We start from the raw sequence: 15813 nt of genomic DNA, 5'->3' as shown, positions 1-15813 counted from the left end.
GGCGGCATTCGTGGTTTCGCTGGACGGCAGGTCTCCTGGCTCGCGGGTCGCTGCGCTCGCCGCCTTCCCGGGCTTTCACCCAGTGGCCTCACGGGCTCGCGCTCGCCGCTCACAGTTGCGGGGGCAGCCGCGGATCAGGGGCGAGCCCCATACCGCATTCCCTCTTCGCCTCCTTGCGGAGGACCGTCGCGAACAGTCATATGACGGAGAGAAGGAGCCGTCAAACGGCGAGGAGGCGCTGATCATGTCGGAATTCGCGGAAGAAGACGCCGCCCGCCGCCATCGCGAGAAGATGGAGAAGCGCAAGGCCGTGCAGGACGCCGAGGTCGCCGGCAAGAGCATCGCCGAAAAGGGCCTGCTGATGGTCCATACCGGCCCCGGCAAGGGCAAGTCTACCGCGGCCTTCGGCCTCGCTCTGCGGGCGATGGGGCATGGGCTCGCGGTGGGCGTCGTGCAATTCGGCAAGGGCGCCTGGGACACGGGCGAGCGCCGCATTCTCGAGAAGCTCGGCGGCGAGGACGGGCTGCTCGCCTGGCACACGCTCGGCGAGGGCTTCACCTGGGAGACGCAGGACCGCGCCCGCGACGAGGCGGCGGCTCGGCGCGCCTGGGAGAAGGCGAAGGAGCTGATGGCCTCAAAGTCGATTCGGCTGCTCGTGCTCGACGAATTGTCGATCGCGCTCCGCTATGAGCATCTGCCGCTCGACGAGGTGATCGCGACGCTGACGGCGCGGCGCGCCGATCTCCACATCGTCGTCACCGGCCGCAACGCCAAGCCGGAGCTGATCGCGGCGGCCGATCTCGTCACCGAGATGACAATGGTCAAGCATCACTTCCAGGCCGGGGTGAAGGCGCAGGCCGGAATCGAGTTTTGAGGCGGCGCCTCAAATGAATTTCAGCCCTTTCAGGCTCGAATGTCCGTTCCGCCCGACGATCAGATGGTCATGCACGGCGATGCCGAAAGGCTGCGCTATGGCGATGATGTCCAGCGTCATGCGAATGTCGGCGGTGGAGGGGGTCGGATCGCCGGACGGGTGATTATGCGCCAATATCAGCGCGGAAGCGCCCAATTCCAGCGCCCGCCGCACCACCTCGCGCGGATAGACGGGCGTGTGATCCACCGTGCCGACGCCCTGAACCTCATCGGCGATCAAGGCGTTGCGCTTGTCGAGGAAGAGAATGCGGAACTCCTCGCGCTCGGCATAGGCCATGGCCGTGCGGCAATAGTCGATCACATCGACGAAGGAGCCGAGCACGGTCCGCTTCTGCAGATTGCTGCGCGCGAGGCGCCTTGCCGTCGCCTCCATCAGCTTCAGCTCGCAGATCGCCGCCTCGCCGAGCCCTTCGATCTCGCGCAGCCGCTCCGGCCGCGCCGCCGCCACCTCGGAGAAAGAGCCGAATCGCGCGATCAGCGCCTTGGCCAGAGGCTTGACGTCGCGCCGTGGAATGGCGCGATAAAGCACCAGCTCCAAAAGCTCGTAATCGGCGAGCGCGGCCTCCCCCGCCTCCAGAAAACGGTCGCGCAGCCTCTGCCTATGGCCATGAAAATGCGGCGCCTCCTCGCGCAGACCGTCGGCGGGCTTGTCGCCGGCCGGTCGGCGCCGAGGGACGCGCGTCTCGCTCATTCGGCGCCGGCGGCCGCGTCCGGCGAGGCTCCACTGGACGAGGCGCCATTGGGATTGTCGAGCCCGGCGGGCGAGGCGGTGAAGATTTCCACCCCCGTCTCGGTCACGCCGAGCGAATGCTCGAACTGAGCCGAGAGCGAGCGGTCGCGGGTGACGGCGGTCCAGCCGTCGCCGAGAATCTTCACCTGCGGCCGGCCGAGATTGATCATCGGCTCTATGGTGAAGAACATGCCGGGTCTGAGCTCCACGCCCTGCCCGGCGACGCCGTAATGCAGAATATTCGGCTCGTCGTGGAACAGCCGGCCGAGCCCATGGCCGCAGAAATCGCGCACCACGGAGCAGCGCTCGGCCTCGGCGAAACGCTGGATCGCCGCGCCTATGTCGCCAGTGGTGGCGCCCGGCTTCACCACGGATATGCCGCGCATCAGGCTCTCATAGGTCACGTCGATGAGCCGCTGGGCGCGGCGCGGCACCTCGCCCACGGCGAACATGCGGCTGGCGTCGCCATGCCAGCCGTCGATGATGAAGGTCACGTCGACATTGACGATATCGCCGTCGCGCAGGGGCTTGTCGTCCGGAATGCCGTGGCAGACCACATGGTTGATCGAGGTGCAGATTGATTTGCGGTAGCCGCGATAATCGAGCGGGGCCGGATAGGCGCCGTTGGCTATGGCGAAGTCGAAGACGAGATCGTCCAGCTCCTTGGTGGTGACGCCGGGCTTCACATGCGGGACGAGCATGTCCAGCGCCTCGGCCGTCACCCGGCCGGCGAGACGCATGCCCTCGAAGTCCTCGGGGCCGTGAAGCTTGATCTGGCCGCTCTTGCGGCCCGAGCCCGCGAGGTGGGACTCGACGAATGTCATGCTGAACTCTCTGTTGGTCGTCGCCGGCTTCAGCTTATAAATTAAGAAATTGACGCCGCAAAGCAAGATGCGCGCGACGCCGCTGGGAGTCGGCTCGGAGGCTGGCCTCGGCGGCGCCGGTGGCATAGACTTTGGGCGAGACTGACCTCGAGGAGCGGCCCGATGGAGCGCGAAGAGATCGTTACGGCCGCCGTGCTCGTGATCGGAGACGAGATCCTCTCCGGCCGCACGCAGGACCTCAACACCAATTATATCGCCAAATATCTGGGCGAATTGGGGGTGGACCTGCGCGAGGTGCGCGTGGTGCCCGATATAGAAGAGGAGATCGTCGCCGCGCTCAACACGCTTCGGTCCCGTTACGGCTATGTCTTTACCACGGGCGGCATCGGCCCCACCCATGACGACATCACCGCCGATGCGGTGGCCAAGGCCTTCGGCGTGCCGATCGGCGAGGACGAGCGCGCCATCGCCATGCTGCTGGAGCGCATCGCCCCGCAGGACCTCAATCCGGCCCGCCGGCGCATGGCCCGCATTCCTCGAGGCGCGGATCTCATCGAGAACGCCATTTCCAAGGCGCCGGGCTTCATGATCGGCAATGTCATCGTCATGGCCGGCGTGCCGATCATCATGCAGGCCATGCTGGACGCCGCAGCGGGACGCATTGTCAAAGGCGTGAAGGTGCAGGTCGCGACCGTCGACGCCCATAATATTCCAGAAGGACGCTACGCGGCCGATCTCGAGCGCATCGCCAAGGAGCATGAGCGGGTGACGGTCGGCTCCTATCCCTCCTTCTCCAGCGCCGGCGTGCGCAATCAGATCGTGCTGCGGAGCCGCGACGGCGCCGAGCTGGAGGCGGCGACGCAGAAAGTGCGCAAGCTGATCGTCGAGCTCACCGCCAATGGAACCCCGCTCTGAGGCGAGAAGGTCACCACAAATGGAAGACAAAGCCTTTCCGGTATCCTGGGACGCTTTCCACCGCGATGCGCGCGCGCTCGCCTGGCGGCTTTCGGCGGTGGGCGGCTTCTCCGCCATTGTCGCGGTGACGCGGGGCGGGCTGGTGCCGGCCGGCGTCGTCGCGCGCGAGCTCGGAATTCGCGTCATCGATACGATCGGCGTCGCCAGCTATCAGGAGGAGACCCAGCGCGGCGAGGTCCGCGTACTGAAGCCACTCTCCGAGACGATCCTCACCCTGCCGAGCGAGGAGGTGCTGATCGTCGACGATCTCGTCGACACCGGCGCGACGGCGAAGGTCGTGCGCGCCCTGCTGCCCAACGCGCATTTCGCCACGGTTTACGCCAAGCCGCAGGGCCGGCCGCTGGTCGACACTTTCGTCACCGAGGTCTCGCAGGACACTTGGATTTTTTTCCCCTGGGACACCGGCCTCAGCTTTCAGGCGCCGATCGCCAGAGAATCGTCCTGACGGCCGCCTATCGCCGATAGGCGGCGCAATCGAAGATGGCGTAATGCTCGATCGGCGTCCAATGCGGCGCCCCGCCGGCAAGATGCAGCGAGAAGCGCGGCGGACCGCGCCAGAAGCGCGCCTCCAGACCCTCGGCGAGCGCGCCCGGCGATTCGACTGCCCCCGCCACATAGGCCGGCGCATCCTGGCGGGCGCAGAGGCGCTCGAGCGAAGCGCGCGTGAAGGGCGGAAAATCGATCACATCATCGGTGCGCGGCTTCAGCGCGCTATCGGCCACCCAGCCGAGATCGCGCAGAAATCCCATGCGCTCGCGCCATTCCAGCGCCAGCGGCCGCGAGAAGACGACGCCCGCCCCCTGCACGCGCGAGGCCCAATTGGCGCGGCCGAGCCACACCCAGGGCGCGAGCTTGTCGTTGACCCAGAGCACTTCGCCCTCGCGGGGCGCGACCATCGCCTCCAGCTCCGGCGGATGGACGTCGGCCGAGCGCAGCGGGAATGGCTCGTATATCCAGCAATAGGCCGCCAGCGGCGCGGCGAGAGCCGCAACGCCCGCGGCGATGAGCGGCCGCGGCCGCCATGCGGCGATCAGAATGGCGAGCGCCAGGAACAACAGCGGGACGAAGGCCGGCTCGCCGGCGCGCATTACTGATGGCAGGATCGAATCCTCGCTCGGCGCGACGCGGACATACTCCCGCGCGAACCACAGCGCCGCGCCGAGCACGATGACCGCGCAGAGGCCGCAGAGCGCGAAGAGCGCACGCTCCAGCAAGCCGAGCGGAATATGGCGCCAGCGCGCGCGGTCCCACCAGGCGAGCGCCGCGACGAGCGCGAGAAAGGCGCTCTCCGGCGCCGCGCGCAAAATCCAGCTCGTCACGAGAAGCGCGAGCGCGATGCGTCCCTGAACGCCGTCCCGCCACAACGCCGGCGCGGCGAGGCCGAGCGCCAGCGGCGCGAAAGCGGCGGCGAGCCAGAGCGCGCGCCAGGCCTGCGCCTGCGCCGCCAGCTCGCGCATCAGCACGTCGCCGAGCAGAAAGCTCGCCGAAAGTCCGAGGCCGACCGCGCCGATCACGCAAAAGAGAAGACGCCGCACGGGAGGCGGCGAAAGGCTCGCGGCCAGCAGCAGCGTGCACGCCTGCCGCAGCATTGCGATCCATGTGCTCGCCGGCCAGTCGGAGAGGAAAATATAATCGCTGCGCACGGAGATGATCGCCGCCCATTGCGGATCGATGCGCGCGGTCAGCCGCCCGAGCAACGGCGCGCCAGCGAGCGCCGCGACCAGCGCCCCTGCCCCGCCGAGGAGCGCGGCGATGAGAATGCGGCGATCTCTCATCCCTTCATAGAGCAGCGCGACCAGAAAGCCCGGCGCGGCGATGATCGGGTGAAAGGCCGCCGCCGCCAGCAGAAAGAGGATCGCAACCCATCGCCGCTCGGCGAGCAGCGCCGCGAGAGCGGCGAGAACGAAAGCCTCGGCGAAAGGCCGCGGCGTCGCGAAAGGTTCGGCGAAATGAAAGACGCCGAATCCCCCATAGGAGCTGTCGAAAGCGGCCACGAGCAGCAGCAGCGCTAAGAGAGCCGCCCCTCCCGCGAGGCGCGAGGCGAGCGCCGCCAGCGCCGCGAACCAGAGCGCGCAGCCCGTCAAAGCGAGCGCCTTGGCCGCCGCGGCGAGGCCGAGAACGGGAATGAGCAGATCGACCAGCCGCGAGAAGACGCTGAATTTCGATTGGCCGTCGAAGCGGAACATGATGTCGCGGCCGACGCCCTGCGGATCGAGATCGGCGAGGCCGCGGCCCATATAGATCACCGCATCATGCTCGAGCCCGTAATAGGGCCGCAACAGCAGGAAGATCGCCGCACAAGCGGCGAGCGGCGCGATTGCGCCGAGGGCGATTCGCGACGGCCGCGCGTCTATGTCGCGGCGGAAGGCTTGATCGGTCGAGCTGAGCAATCGACTCCCCGGCGCTTCGCGGCCCGGCAGCGCGTGGCGGCTTCCGGGCGAACCGCAAAGACTTATCGTCCTCATGGTTAACCCGAGGTTGAGGTCTCTGTTTGCCGAGGCCTGCGCGCTGCGCTATCACTGCGCGAATCGCGGACGTGGCGGAACCGGTAGACGCAAGGGACTTAAAATCCCTCGGGCCATGCCCATGCGGGTTCGATCCCCGCCGTCCGCACCAAGCTTCGCATCATCGCTCCGAGGAGCGAGCTTTCAAAGCGACGCCGCGCTCGAGGCGTGGCTCGCCCGCTCGCGCACGCTCTGCGCGATCCCATCGATCAAAAGCGGAAGGAGATCGACGATTTCTCAGCTCGTCACGCGCCAAGCGCCGTCCGGCTTCTTGCAAGCCTGGCCCTTGGCCTGCTGCGGACGGCCGTCGATGAAAATCTTATGCGTATAATCCCGGCAGCCGCCCAAGGCCGCTTCCGGCCCCGGCTCGACAAAGCCATAAGCGCCACGGGTTCCGCGCCAGCTCTTGCGCTGACCGGAGGCGACCGCCTCCTGTTGCGCGGCCACAGCGGTCACGCGATCGGCGGCGTCCAGCTCGCGGCCGATGGCGGCGCCGATGACGCCCGGCGCGGGAGGTTCGGGCGCGACGACGACGGCCGCGGCCGGAGCGGCAGATTCGGTAGAATTGCAGCCCGAGACGGCGAGCGCGACGCAGCACAGGCCCACGGCCGCCGCGATTCTGACGATCGCCGAATTCGCCTGTCTCGACATGACTTCTCTCCGCTGGCGCAATCGGCTCTCCTCTTGCCGGAAGGCCCTCACTCTGTCAAAGGCCCGGCAATCGCGCCTGCGCCCGGAGCCCGCCGAGCGGACTGTCGTCGAGCGCGAGCGCGCCGCCGTAATCGGCGGTGAGATGCGCGACGATGGAAAGGCCGAGCCCTGTCCCCGGCCGAGTCTCGTCGAGGCGCTGGCCGCGTCGCGTCGCCTGCGCGCGAAACTCCGCCGCGAGACCCGGACCATCATCGTCGATGGTGAAAACGAGGCGGCTGCGCCCCGCCTCGGCATTCTCCAGCGCCACGGACAGCCGCACTTCGCTCGCCGCCCATTTGCCCGCATTGTCGAGCAGATTGCCGACGATCTCCTCGAGGTCCTGCCGCTCGCCCAGAAAGCGCAGCTCCGCCGCCGCCTCGCCGGAAAAGGCGACGCCGCGCTCGCTGTAGATTTTGCCGAAAGTGCGCAGCAGCGCCGCGACAACGGGCGCGACCTCCGTCGTCGCGCCTATCGCGCCGGCGCGCGCCGCCGCCCGCGCACGCTCGAGATAGAAGGAGATCTGATCGCGCATCAGCGTCGCCTGCTCGCCTACCTTGGCGGCGAGCGGCGAGGGCGCGGCGTCCGCCTCATTGACGATGACGCTGAGCGGCGTCTTTAAAGCATGGGCGAGATTGCCGACCTGCGTGCGCGAGCGCTCCACAATGTCGCGATTGGCGGAGATCATCAGATTGAGCTCCTCGGCGAGCGGCGCCACCTCGGTCGGATAGGCGCTTTCTATGCGTCCGCGCTCGCCGCGGCGAATGAGCGACAATTCCCTTTGCAGCAGCTTCAAAGGCCGCAGGCCGACGCTCACCTGGACCGCGGTGGCGAGCGCCAGCGCAATGGCGAGCAGCGAGAAAGCGACGATGAGCGACCAGCGAAAGCGCGCGATCTGATGTTCCGTCTCCTCCGTCGTCGCCGCCACTTGCACGAGATAGACGCCGATATCTCCGACATCGATGACGCGCTCGACGATGCGCAGCCAGCGCCCGTCCGGCCCCAGCGCGACGCCGCGTCTGACGCCCCCGGTCTCCGCCGGCACATGCAGATCGGAGAGCTTCGGCAATTTCGCGGCAAACAGCGAGCGCGAGGCCTTTATCTCATGCGCCTCATCGTCGAGGCGGGTGATCTGCCAATACCAGCCGGAGCGCGCCAGCTCGAATTGCGGATCGCCGAGCTGCCCTGGCCCGCTGCGCCCATCCTCGCCGGACTCCGAAACATCGGCGACGATCGCGCGCAGATAGACGCCGAGCCGTTGCTCGAACACATCTTCCGCCGTGCGGCGATAATATTCGGTGAGGGCGAGGCCGGCAATCATCAGCACGACGGAGCTGAGCGCCGCGGCGGCGAAGAACAGCCGCGCCGCGATCGATCGCCCCGGAAAGCCGAGCCGCCGCATCCCGTCTTCAGCGCTTCGCCGGCTCGGGCGGCGCCGCCATATAGCCGAGCCCGCGCACCGTCTGGATGAGATCGACGCCGAGCTTCTTGCGCAGCCGACCGACGAAGACCTCGATCGTGTTTGAGTCGCGGTCGAAGTCCTGATCGTAGAGATGCTCGACGATCTCGCTACGCGACACGACGCGCCCGGAATGATGCATCAGATAGGCGAGCAGCCGATATTCATGCGAGGTGAGCTTTACCGCCGCGCCATCGACGACGACGCGTCCCGCCTTGGTGTCGAGCCGCACCGGGCCGCAGACGATCTCGCTGGTCGCATGGCCGGCGGCGCGGCGTAGCAGCGCGCGCAGCCGCGCGAGCAACTCTTCCATATGGAAGGGCTTGGCCACATAATCATCGGCGCCGGCGTCGAAGCCCTGCACCTTGTCGCTCCATCGGTCGCGCGCGGTGAGGATCAGAACCGGCATGATCCGCCCGGCGGCGCGCCACTCCTCGAGCACGGTCACGCCGTCCTTTTTCGGCAGGCCGATGTCGAGCACGACAGCGTCATAGGGCTCGGTGTCGCCGAGAAAATGCCCCTCCTCGCCATCGAAGGCGCGATCGACCGCATAGCCCGCCTGCTCCAGCGCAGAGACGAGCTGCCGGTTCAAATCCTTGTCATCCTCCACGACCAGAAGCCGCAAGCCCCGCCTCCGTCACCCAGACGAATCGTCTTTTAATGTTCTTTATGGCCAGCATGGGGCTGGCCGGTCGCCGCGTCGAGATAAATCCGCACCACCCGCCCGTCACGGCGCAGCAGGCTGATCTCATAGACGAGCTCCTCTTGCTCGCGGCAGAGCCGCGCATTGATCGGCTCGGCATGGGCGGCGACGCTCGCGGCCTGCATCAGCGCGAAAGGATCGCCGAGCCGCCGATCCGAGATGAGCTGGCGGGTCTCGGCGATCGGCAGGCATTGCAGCGCCGGCCGATCCGCGGCCATCGCAGATGCGGCCTGCGGCGCGGCGACGATGAACGCCAAAATTTTCGACACGATCCGACGCATTCTCGCTTTTCCCCACAAAATCTATGCGATGCGCCTGCTGAACGCCAAGTGAACGCCACAAACGAATGTGAACGCCCGAAACGGAGTGAGCGGGGCGGCGTCGAACCTCTCCGACGCCGCCCACCCGTCAATCCGACGCTTTTTCGGGCGCGACGATCGCGATCAGCCCGCCGAGCGCCGCCCCCGTCGCCAGCACGCCGTCGCCCAGCGCGCCGGGCGCGACCGAATGCACGATCGCGGCCACCACGCCGGTCCCGGCCCAGGTCGAAGGCTCCACGACTCGCGAACGGAGCCACGCGTAAGCGGAAGAAAGCGAAAAACCCATAGTCGTCATCCTTTCGTTTCGCCAGGAGACCGCCCGGCGCGGATATCGATGCGCGGCGATCACGGATAGAGGGCGAAGGGCAGCTGATAATGCGGACCGTCCCTCACCGTACGCCAATCGCCGCCCCATTCGATCGTCACATGCTCCGCCTGCGCCGCCGCCTTCATCGCGCGCGCGATCGGATAAATGTGCGGCCACGACCATTGCGGCCGTCCCTCGATGAGCGGAACGAGATCGACCGCATGTCCGACGAGCCCATGCTGCTGGTCCTGCGTCGGCACATGCCGGCAGCGGAAGGGATTCTTCAGCGCCGACGCGCCGCGCGCGATGAGCGCGCGCTCGCGCGCGATTGTCCGCACGCCTTCGAAGACCACGAATCTCTGCTCACAGCGCGCCGCCGCGCCGCGCACCACGCGCACGAGATCGGGATGCACGCCGACGAGCTTCGCCTCGCAAGCTTCGTCCAGCACAAAGCCGGCGCGCGGCGCGGAGCGCGCCGGCGCTTTCTTATCGATCATATCGATGTCCTTTCGCTCGAGAAAAAGCGCGCGGCGCCGCGTCAGCCCGGCCAGTCCGCGTCTATGTCGATCGCCGCGAGCGCCGCGCCGTCCTGCGCGGCGACAATGGCAGCGACGAGCTGCGCCTCGCGATCGAAGCAGCTCTGCACATGCGCGCGCACGCCCTGCGCGACAGCGATCAAGGTCGCATGATCGAATGCGACGAATGCGCCATCGGCCAGCTTCCAATTCACCGTGTAATTATTGTCGAGCACGCTGGCCACGACAGCCGCGGTGAGCTTGGCCTGCGTTCTCTCGTCGGTCGGAAGGCTCATGCCATTTACCGAGGTTCCCGCCGTCTCGGCGCGCCATCGACGCTCCGCGAGAGCGGCAAGCCGCTTGCTCTTCGCCTCCGCGAGACTTGGGATCGACAGAGGCGTAGGCGCATTTCCGCCGCCGAGCCAATCACGATAGGCGAGGCTGTCGGCCGTTTGCGCATTGGTCGGGACGCTCGCGCCATCTGCGTCTCGCCGCACCATGTCCTGCAGCGGCTCGCCAGCGAAATCGCAAATGATCGAATAGGTCATGTCACAACTCTCCGTCTCAAATTTCCGCTGACGCCGTGAATGCGCGATCATAGGCTTCGACCGATCCCGCAGCAGTGGACGCCATGAAATATCTGATCGCCGCCTTGCCCATCGAATTGAGGCCGTCCATCAGAACATTGGTCTGCACGCCGCCCGACAGCGCCGACAAGGTCGGCGTGCCGAACATCGTCACCGGCAGCGTCATGACCGAGCCCCCGAACTGCGTGCCCGCATTTGCCGTGAAGAGATGCGAGACCAGCAAGGATTGAAAATAGCGTTGGCATATCGGCAGCTCCACGCCCGGCGGCCGCCTCTCGAAGCTCGTCGCATAGACCCCGGGCTCCAATTGCGGCCGCAGGATCGTGCCGCTCGAGAACTCGACATTGGTCTGCGCATTCGCCGTCAGCCCCGACACGAGAAGCGGCGCGCTTCGCGAGGCCGTCGCGTAAGAGCCGGAGCCCGAATAACCCGTCCCCTGCCAGACGCGCGCTTGCGCGGTCCCTTCATGCGCCAAAGCATAGGCGCCGCCCTCCATCAGCTGCGCCTCGATCGCCAGGATCAAGGAGCCCGCAGAAATCGAGAGCGTCGTGTCGACGCCGCTCGTCGTGAAAGTGTAGGTCGCGCCAGCGGCGCCGGCCTTCACGCCGTCATGGCCATATTGCCCGGCAGCGAGCGAGACCGTTCCCGAAACCGCGCGCTGATTGATCGCAAAAGTCGCATTGCGCAAGCGATTGCGAAACGCCGCCGAAGCGCCGTCTCCCATGCCGCTCGGAAAATCGACGCGCCCCGTCGAACGATCGACGATCAGCGCCTCGCGCCATATCGTCCCGTCGGCGGAGACCTTCACATGAAAATTATCGTCGCCGAGAAGGCCCGTCTCGGCGCGGCCGGACCAATTGGATTGATAGAGCTGCGACGCCGTGTCGGCGGCAGTCTCCTTCTCGAGCTTGATCCGAAAATCGCCGGCCCCGCCCTCCGCCACTGTCCGTGCGGCGAACAAGGCCGCGCTCGCCTTCACCGAAAGCGCATTGGCGACGTCCGCCGTCGTCCCTATGCCGAGCAGCGACAGATTCTCGAGCTCGTGCAACGCGAGCCCCGCGTCGATCCAGGCGGAGCCGCTGTAGAGCAGCATGAGCTGCTCGGCCTCCACATAGGCGAGCCACCCCGCCTTCGGCGCGAGAAACGCCCAAGCGCCGCTGAGATACACGGCGACCTTCTGCTCCTTGCCGGCGAAGGCGCCCGCCGCCGTGGCGATGACGAGATAACGATCGCCGTCGGTGGCAGAAACAGGCGGCGAGGCGCGCCGATCGATCACGGAAAGCTGCGTCAGCGCGTCGAGCAGCTGCAGCGCCTCATTATGCGTGACATGCTTCTGCGCCTGCGCCGCATCGATGCAGGGCAGAGCCAAATGAATTGTATCGGTCATGGAAGCTCACTCGATGGGCAGCGTCGCGACGAGCGGAAAGCCGCGTCCTGCGCGCGCGCTGATTTGAAATATCTGCACGGCCAAGCTCGTCTGCGGCGCCCCGAAATCGACGAGCTCGTCGCTCGCCGAATAGAGCGCCGACGCGCGCGTCACACTCAGCACGCGCGCGCCGCCGCCAGCAAGCGCGATGACGACGTCATAGGCCTCGCTCTCCTCGCCGAGCGGTATATCGACCGGCTCCCAGGAATCGGCGTCGATCCGCCCGCGCCGAATGAAGGAGACGACGACGCCATCCGCTGTCCGCCGCGCATGCGCATGTGTCGGCGAATAGGGAAGCAGCGATTTGCGCGTCGCCGCGACCTCCAGCTCGACATAGGTCGGATCGTCGTAATCGCGATCCGCCGGACCGATGCGATAGACACGCGCCGAATCGATCTCCGCGGCGTCCCGCGCGAGCGGAACGATGGCGTCGTCGAGCAAAACGATCGTCGCTCCAGCCGCCACGCTGCGTGACGCCAGCGCATCCTCTCCGCCGATCCCCCGCAGCAGCCGCGATAAGCGATATGTGTTCGTCGCGACCAGCTCCGCACGCGTGAAGGCGAGGATCTCCCAGGCGCCGTCGTCGCCGCGGATCGCTAATGAAGAGCGCAGCGCAAAAGCGCTTCCATCATCCACAGAGGCGAGCGCGCCCGAAGCGAGCCTCACCGTCACGCTCGCGCCGAGATCGAAACGCCCGAGCGGTCCGGGCGCGAGCGCATCCAATGTTTCGCCCATCGTCGCGCGCTTCTCGATCAGCCCGACCGACTCGAAGGACTCGCCGAGCTTCCGGCGGATGGCCAACGGCCCCGGCCACGGATCGGCGAAAGCGGCGACATGTGACAATGCAGTCTCGCCATCCTTAGCGATCGCAAGGTCGAGGACAACCGCGCGCGGCGGGCCGATCACGCCTGGAGAGGCCAAGGCGCGCCAGCCGACGGAGCGCGCGCAAACGTCATAGACGCTGGCGTCGACCGCGCGCGCCTCGATCTCACGCGCCGCGCCATCGGTGATCTGCGTGATCTGCCATTGACGTCCCGGCGCGCGCGCCAATGACACCACATCGCCGGCCTCCAAGGTCGCGAGCCCCGGCCGCACGGAAAATCGCGCCGTCTCGCGCCCGGCCCAAATATCCTGCAGCCACACATCCGCCAAACGTTGCGCATTGGAGCGCGCGATCATAACCGCCGTCTCCGCTTCGCTGCGCCGCGAGGAATAGCCCTCGAGCCGACGCGAAAGCACACGGCCCGTGCGATAATCGAATTCCGAATCTCCGAAGGACAGAGCGATCTCATGCGGAAGCTCGCTCTCCTGCGCACGCCGCAGCTCGATCAGCGTCCCATCCTTCCTCGGAACCAGATCGTCGTCGCCGATCTCGAGCACGCTCTTGGTTCCGCGCGAGACGAAGCGCAACGCGCCGCCGGACATCACAGCGTCGAAGCCGAATAGCGACGCGAGCGGATCGATAGCCTCGCGCGGCGACATTGCGCTGTCGAGCACATAGCCGTCGACAAAACCCTCGATCGCCGGCCGCGCGACAACGAGATCATTCGTCGCGATCGTCGAAGCCAGCGTCGCGACGAGCCGATCGAGCGGCGCGCCCTCGAGCCGCCCATTGAGCCAATGCCCAGTCTCCCAATTGGCCGAGTCGGCCCACACATCCGAACAGCCGGGAAAGGCCGGAAACGGCCGCGCATCCCAGCACCAAACATGAATGCGCGCCACATCGACCATGCGGCCGCCATAGGCCATCGACACTGGATTGCGCGCGTCGCCGCCCGGGGCCGTCGGATCGAAATAGCCGAGCATGGCCTCGAGAAAGCGCGCCTGCATCAGATCATCGCGTCCACCACGCGAGAAATAGGGAAGGCCGCCCTCCGACGAATGCGCATCGACAAACACATTGGGCGCATTGGCGCCGCGATCGACTGCAGGACAACCCGTTTCGACGATCCAGATCGGCTTGCTCTGCGGCGTCCACGCCGTCGATGCGCCGAGCTCCACGCCATCGACGCGCTCGTGATGCGCATTCGCCCACCAGCCGAGAATGTCCTTCACGCGGTAGACCCAGGGCTTGCCGAGCGAATCTTCGATCGGCGCGCGCGTCTGCGTCAACCGATCCGCGTCGCTCGCATAGAACCAATCGAATCCCTCGCCAGAGCCGACGCGCGACGTCAGATAATCGAGGTCATAGACATTCCCCGCGCTCTGCGCATCGAGATGATCTACGCCGTCGCGCCAATCGGAAAGCGGCCAATACACGTCGATCCCGATGAAATCGATCGACGACGCTCCCCACAGGGCGTCGAGCGGAAAGCGTAGCTCGCCCGCTGTCGGAACATGCGCGCCATATTCCGTCCAATCGGCTGAGTAGCCGACCTTGGTTCCACTGCGAAGGACACCCTTCACATCATCCGCGAGAGTGACGAGCGCCGCGACAGCCGGATAGACGCCCGGAGCCGAACGAATGCGCGTGAGCGCCACGAGCTCTGAGCCGATGAGAAAAGCGTCGACCCCGCCCGCCTCCTCGCACAATCCCGCATAATGCAGAATGAAGGCGCGATATTGCGCGAAGAACGCCGCGACTTGCGTCGCAGCCGCGCTGGTTTCAACCACCGTGTCCACGGGTCCGGGCGCAGGATCACAAGTGATGCGCCCCCGCCAGGGAAACGCGGGCTGCCCAATCTCGCCGCTACGCGGATCGAGCAGCACATTGTCCGGCGGCACATCCATCATCACAAAAGGGTAGAACACGACTGCAAGACCGCGCGCCCGCAGATCGGCGATGGCGGCGCGCACCGATGCGTCGCTCGGCGTCCCGCCAAAGGCCGCCCTTCCGTCGATCTGCGAGACCAGCCGCGCCGTTGCGCGCATCAGCCCCGCGACCGACCAATCCGCGGGCCAGAATGGGCCATAGACATAGTCGAACTCGCCGATCGTCTTGAATGTCGCGTCGACGCGCGGCGCAATAGTGCAATGACCCGCGCGCAGATCATCGCCGAACCAAGCGACGACCAGCGCCACGCTCTCGAGATTCGGACAGAGCGCCTGCAATGCGTCGATCGAAGCCGTCCAGTCGCTCGCCGCTGTGAGCTGATGGCGGTTCTCCGCGCTGGTTTCGCCCGGCGAAAAGAAGTTCAACTGGAGCGACGGCTGATAGCCCGCCTCCGTCGCGCCTGGAATAATATCGACGGCCCGAATCTTCGCGCCGAGCCCCGCCACCGGCCGCGTCACCTCGAAGGTGAATTGCGGAATGCGATTGCCGAATGGCGCGAGCGCCAATTGCTCGAACACGACATAGGCCAGCCCGCGATAGGCCGGCGCATTCTCTGCCCCCTCCTTGGCGACGATCAGCGCATCGGGAAGCTGCTCCTCATCGCCCTTGTAGATGCGGATCGGAAGGCTCGTCATGTCGAGCTCATTGCCGTCCGCGAATATGCGGCGCACGAAGGCGATCGGCCCCTCGCAGAGACCAATCGCAAAATTCGCATAATAGGAATAGGAGACGCTCACCGTCTGCGACGTTCCGCCGCCGCCCTTGCCGCGATTGCTCGAGCCGCCGTCCAACGACACATTCGTCTGCTCGAGGAAGCGCGTCGCCCAGATCATCTGGCCGCCGATGCGGGCGCGTCCATAGACGCGCGGAATCGCCGCTCCCTCCGTCGACGCGACGCCCTCCATCGCCTCCAGCCGCGGCCCTACCTCATAGCGCGTCCCCGCGCGCGGCTGCAGCGCCGCATCGACGAGGGCGCCGCCCACAGCGCCCAGGACATTGCCGATGACCGAGCCGACCGGCGCGATCGCTGCGCCCGCGGTCTGCAACAAGAGAGTCGCCATCTCGCCCTC

Annotated in this window: 15 protein-coding genes, 1 tRNA gene and 1 riboswitch; of the genes, 4 read left to right on the top strand and 12 right to left on the bottom strand. The window is 66.6% G+C overall.

Annotated elements, in window-relative coordinates:
- Window positions 1-7: 7 nt before the first annotated feature.
- A riboswitch (cobalamin riboswitch) is annotated at window positions 8-203 on the bottom strand.
- A 41-nt stretch (window positions 204-244) separates the two neighbouring features.
- Complete coding sequence (gene cobO, locus A1351_RS09705; RefSeq protein ID WP_024878894.1) at window positions 245-874, top strand: cob(I)yrinic acid a,c-diamide adenosyltransferase; 630 nt, start codon at window positions 245-247, stop codon at window positions 872-874.
- A 9-nt stretch (window positions 875-883) separates the two neighbouring features.
- Here cobO and radC read toward each other — a convergent pair whose 3' ends face one another.
- Together radC and map are read right to left on the bottom strand one after the other, a co-directional pair.
- Window positions 884-1624 carry a DNA repair protein RadC gene (radC, locus tag A1351_RS09700; RefSeq protein ID WP_024878893.1) on the bottom strand — a complete coding sequence of 247 codons (741 nt, stop codon included), beginning with the start codon at window positions 1622-1624 and terminating at the stop codon, window positions 884-886.
- On the bottom strand, window positions 1621-2487 hold the full coding sequence (map, locus tag A1351_RS09695) for a type I methionyl aminopeptidase (protein ID WP_024878892.1): 867 nt from the start codon (window positions 2485-2487) through the stop codon (window positions 1621-1623). Before map ends, radC begins: the two co-directional genes overlap by 4 nt.
- A 162-nt stretch (window positions 2488-2649) precedes the next feature.
- Between map and A1351_RS09690 the strand changes: the two genes are divergently transcribed.
- Window positions 2650-3402 carry a molybdopterin-binding protein gene (locus A1351_RS09690; protein ID WP_024878891.1) on the top strand — a complete coding sequence of 251 codons (753 nt, stop codon included), beginning with the start codon at window positions 2650-2652 and terminating at the stop codon, window positions 3400-3402.
- A gap of 19 nt (window positions 3403-3421) precedes the next feature.
- A complete protein-coding gene (gpt, locus tag A1351_RS09685; protein WP_024878890.1) occupies window positions 3422-3907 on the top strand; it encodes a xanthine phosphoribosyltransferase in 486 nt (161 codons plus the stop codon).
- A gap of 7 nt (window positions 3908-3914) precedes the next feature.
- Here the strand turns inward: gpt and A1351_RS09680 are convergent, their stop codons facing one another.
- On the bottom strand, window positions 3915-5852 hold the full coding sequence (locus A1351_RS09680) for a hypothetical protein (protein WP_064032878.1): 1938 nt from the start codon (window positions 5850-5852) through the stop codon (window positions 3915-3917).
- Window positions 5853-5992: 140 nt separating this feature from the next.
- Here A1351_RS09680 and A1351_RS09675 point away from each other — a divergent pair.
- A tRNA-Leu gene (locus A1351_RS09675) sits at window positions 5993-6078 on the top strand.
- Window positions 6079-6203: 125 nt separating this feature from the next.
- Here the strand turns inward: A1351_RS09675 and A1351_RS09670 are convergent.
- The 9 genes from A1351_RS09670 to A1351_RS09630 all read right to left on the bottom strand — a co-directional run bounded on the left by A1351_RS09670 (window position 6204) and on the right by A1351_RS09630 (window position 15804).
- The gene (locus A1351_RS09670; RefSeq protein WP_024878888.1) at window positions 6204-6617 is read right to left on the bottom strand and encodes a lipoprotein; all 414 of its coding nucleotides are present in this window, start codon (window positions 6615-6617) and stop codon (window positions 6204-6206) included.
- 55 nt (window positions 6618-6672) lie between these two features.
- Complete coding sequence (locus tag A1351_RS09665; protein ID WP_024878887.1) at window positions 6673-8055, bottom strand: sensor histidine kinase; 1383 nt, start codon at window positions 8053-8055, stop codon at window positions 6673-6675.
- Between the two features lie 7 nt (window positions 8056-8062).
- A complete protein-coding gene (locus A1351_RS09660) occupies window positions 8063-8737 on the bottom strand; it encodes a response regulator transcription factor (protein ID WP_024878886.1) in 675 nt (224 codons plus the stop codon).
- Window positions 8738-8769: 32 nt separating this feature from the next.
- A complete protein-coding gene (locus tag A1351_RS09655) occupies window positions 8770-9096 on the bottom strand; it encodes a PepSY domain-containing protein (RefSeq protein ID WP_036290211.1) in 327 nt (108 codons plus the stop codon).
- Between the two features lie 127 nt (window positions 9097-9223).
- A complete protein-coding gene (locus A1351_RS09650; RefSeq protein ID WP_024878884.1) occupies window positions 9224-9421 on the bottom strand; it encodes a hypothetical protein in 198 nt (65 codons plus the stop codon).
- Window positions 9422-9480: 59 nt separating this feature from the next.
- The gene (locus A1351_RS09645) at window positions 9481-9939 is read right to left on the bottom strand and encodes a M15 family metallopeptidase (protein WP_064032877.1); all 459 of its coding nucleotides are present in this window, start codon (window positions 9937-9939) and stop codon (window positions 9481-9483) included.
- Window positions 9940-9980: 41 nt separating this feature from the next.
- Window positions 9981-10505, bottom strand: a complete 525-nt coding sequence (locus A1351_RS09640) for a DUF4376 domain-containing protein (RefSeq protein WP_024878882.1) — start codon at window positions 10503-10505, stop codon at window positions 9981-9983.
- Between the two features lie 16 nt (window positions 10506-10521).
- The gene (locus A1351_RS09635) at window positions 10522-11931 is read right to left on the bottom strand and encodes a DUF2793 domain-containing protein (protein WP_024878881.1); all 1410 of its coding nucleotides are present in this window, start codon (window positions 11929-11931) and stop codon (window positions 10522-10524) included.
- Window positions 11932-11937: 6 nt separating this feature from the next.
- Window positions 11938-15804, bottom strand: a complete 3867-nt coding sequence (locus tag A1351_RS09630) for a glycoside hydrolase/phage tail family protein (RefSeq protein ID WP_064032876.1) — start codon at window positions 15802-15804, stop codon at window positions 11938-11940.
- Window positions 15805-15813: the final 9 nt, after the last annotated feature.

This window comes from Methylosinus sp. R-45379, assembly GCF_001644125.1.
GTDB lineage: Bacteria > Pseudomonadota > Alphaproteobacteria > Rhizobiales > Beijerinckiaceae > Methylosinus.
Note: the sequence above shows the minus strand (reverse complement) of the source record. Positions and strands in the feature narration are given on the sequence as shown.

What these genes read in the sequence shown, in the direction of transcription:
- A1351_RS09690 (WP_024878891.1), top strand. Translation starts at nt 2,650, where the DNA reads ATGGAGCGCGAAGAGATCGTTACGGCCGCCGTGCTCGTGATCGGAGAC.
- A1351_RS09655 (WP_036290211.1), bottom strand. Translation starts at nt 9,096, where the DNA reads ATGCGTCGGATCGTGTCGAAAATTTTGGCGTTCATCGTCGCCGCGCCG.
- A1351_RS09630 (WP_064032876.1), bottom strand. Translation starts at nt 15,804, where the DNA reads ATGGCGACTCTCTTGTTGCAGACCGCGGGCGCAGCGATCGCGCCGGTC.
- map (WP_024878892.1), bottom strand. Translation starts at nt 2,487, where the DNA reads ATGACATTCGTCGAGTCCCACCTCGCGGGCTCGGGCCGCAAGAGCGGC.
- A1351_RS09670 (WP_024878888.1), bottom strand. Translation starts at nt 6,617, where the DNA reads ATGTCGAGACAGGCGAATTCGGCGATCGTCAGAATCGCGGCGGCCGTG.
- radC (WP_024878893.1), bottom strand. Translation starts at nt 1,624, where the DNA reads ATGAGCGAGACGCGCGTCCCTCGGCGCCGACCGGCCGGCGACAAGCCC.
- A1351_RS09665 (WP_024878887.1), bottom strand. Translation starts at nt 8,055, where the DNA reads ATGCGGCGGCTCGGCTTTCCGGGGCGATCGATCGCGGCGCGGCTGTTC.
- A1351_RS09650 (WP_024878884.1), bottom strand. Translation starts at nt 9,421, where the DNA reads ATGGGTTTTTCGCTTTCTTCCGCTTACGCGTGGCTCCGTTCGCGAGTC.
- A1351_RS09635 (WP_024878881.1), bottom strand. Translation starts at nt 11,931, where the DNA reads ATGACCGATACAATTCATTTGGCTCTGCCCTGCATCGATGCGGCGCAG.
- A1351_RS09645 (WP_064032877.1), bottom strand. Translation starts at nt 9,939, where the DNA reads ATGATCGATAAGAAAGCGCCGGCGCGCTCCGCGCCGCGCGCCGGCTTT.
- A1351_RS09640 (WP_024878882.1), bottom strand. Translation starts at nt 10,505, where the DNA reads ATGACCTATTCGATCATTTGCGATTTCGCTGGCGAGCCGCTGCAGGAC.
- gpt (WP_024878890.1), top strand. Translation starts at nt 3,422, where the DNA reads ATGGAAGACAAAGCCTTTCCGGTATCCTGGGACGCTTTCCACCGCGAT.
- cobO (WP_024878894.1), top strand. Translation starts at nt 245, where the DNA reads ATGTCGGAATTCGCGGAAGAAGACGCCGCCCGCCGCCATCGCGAGAAG.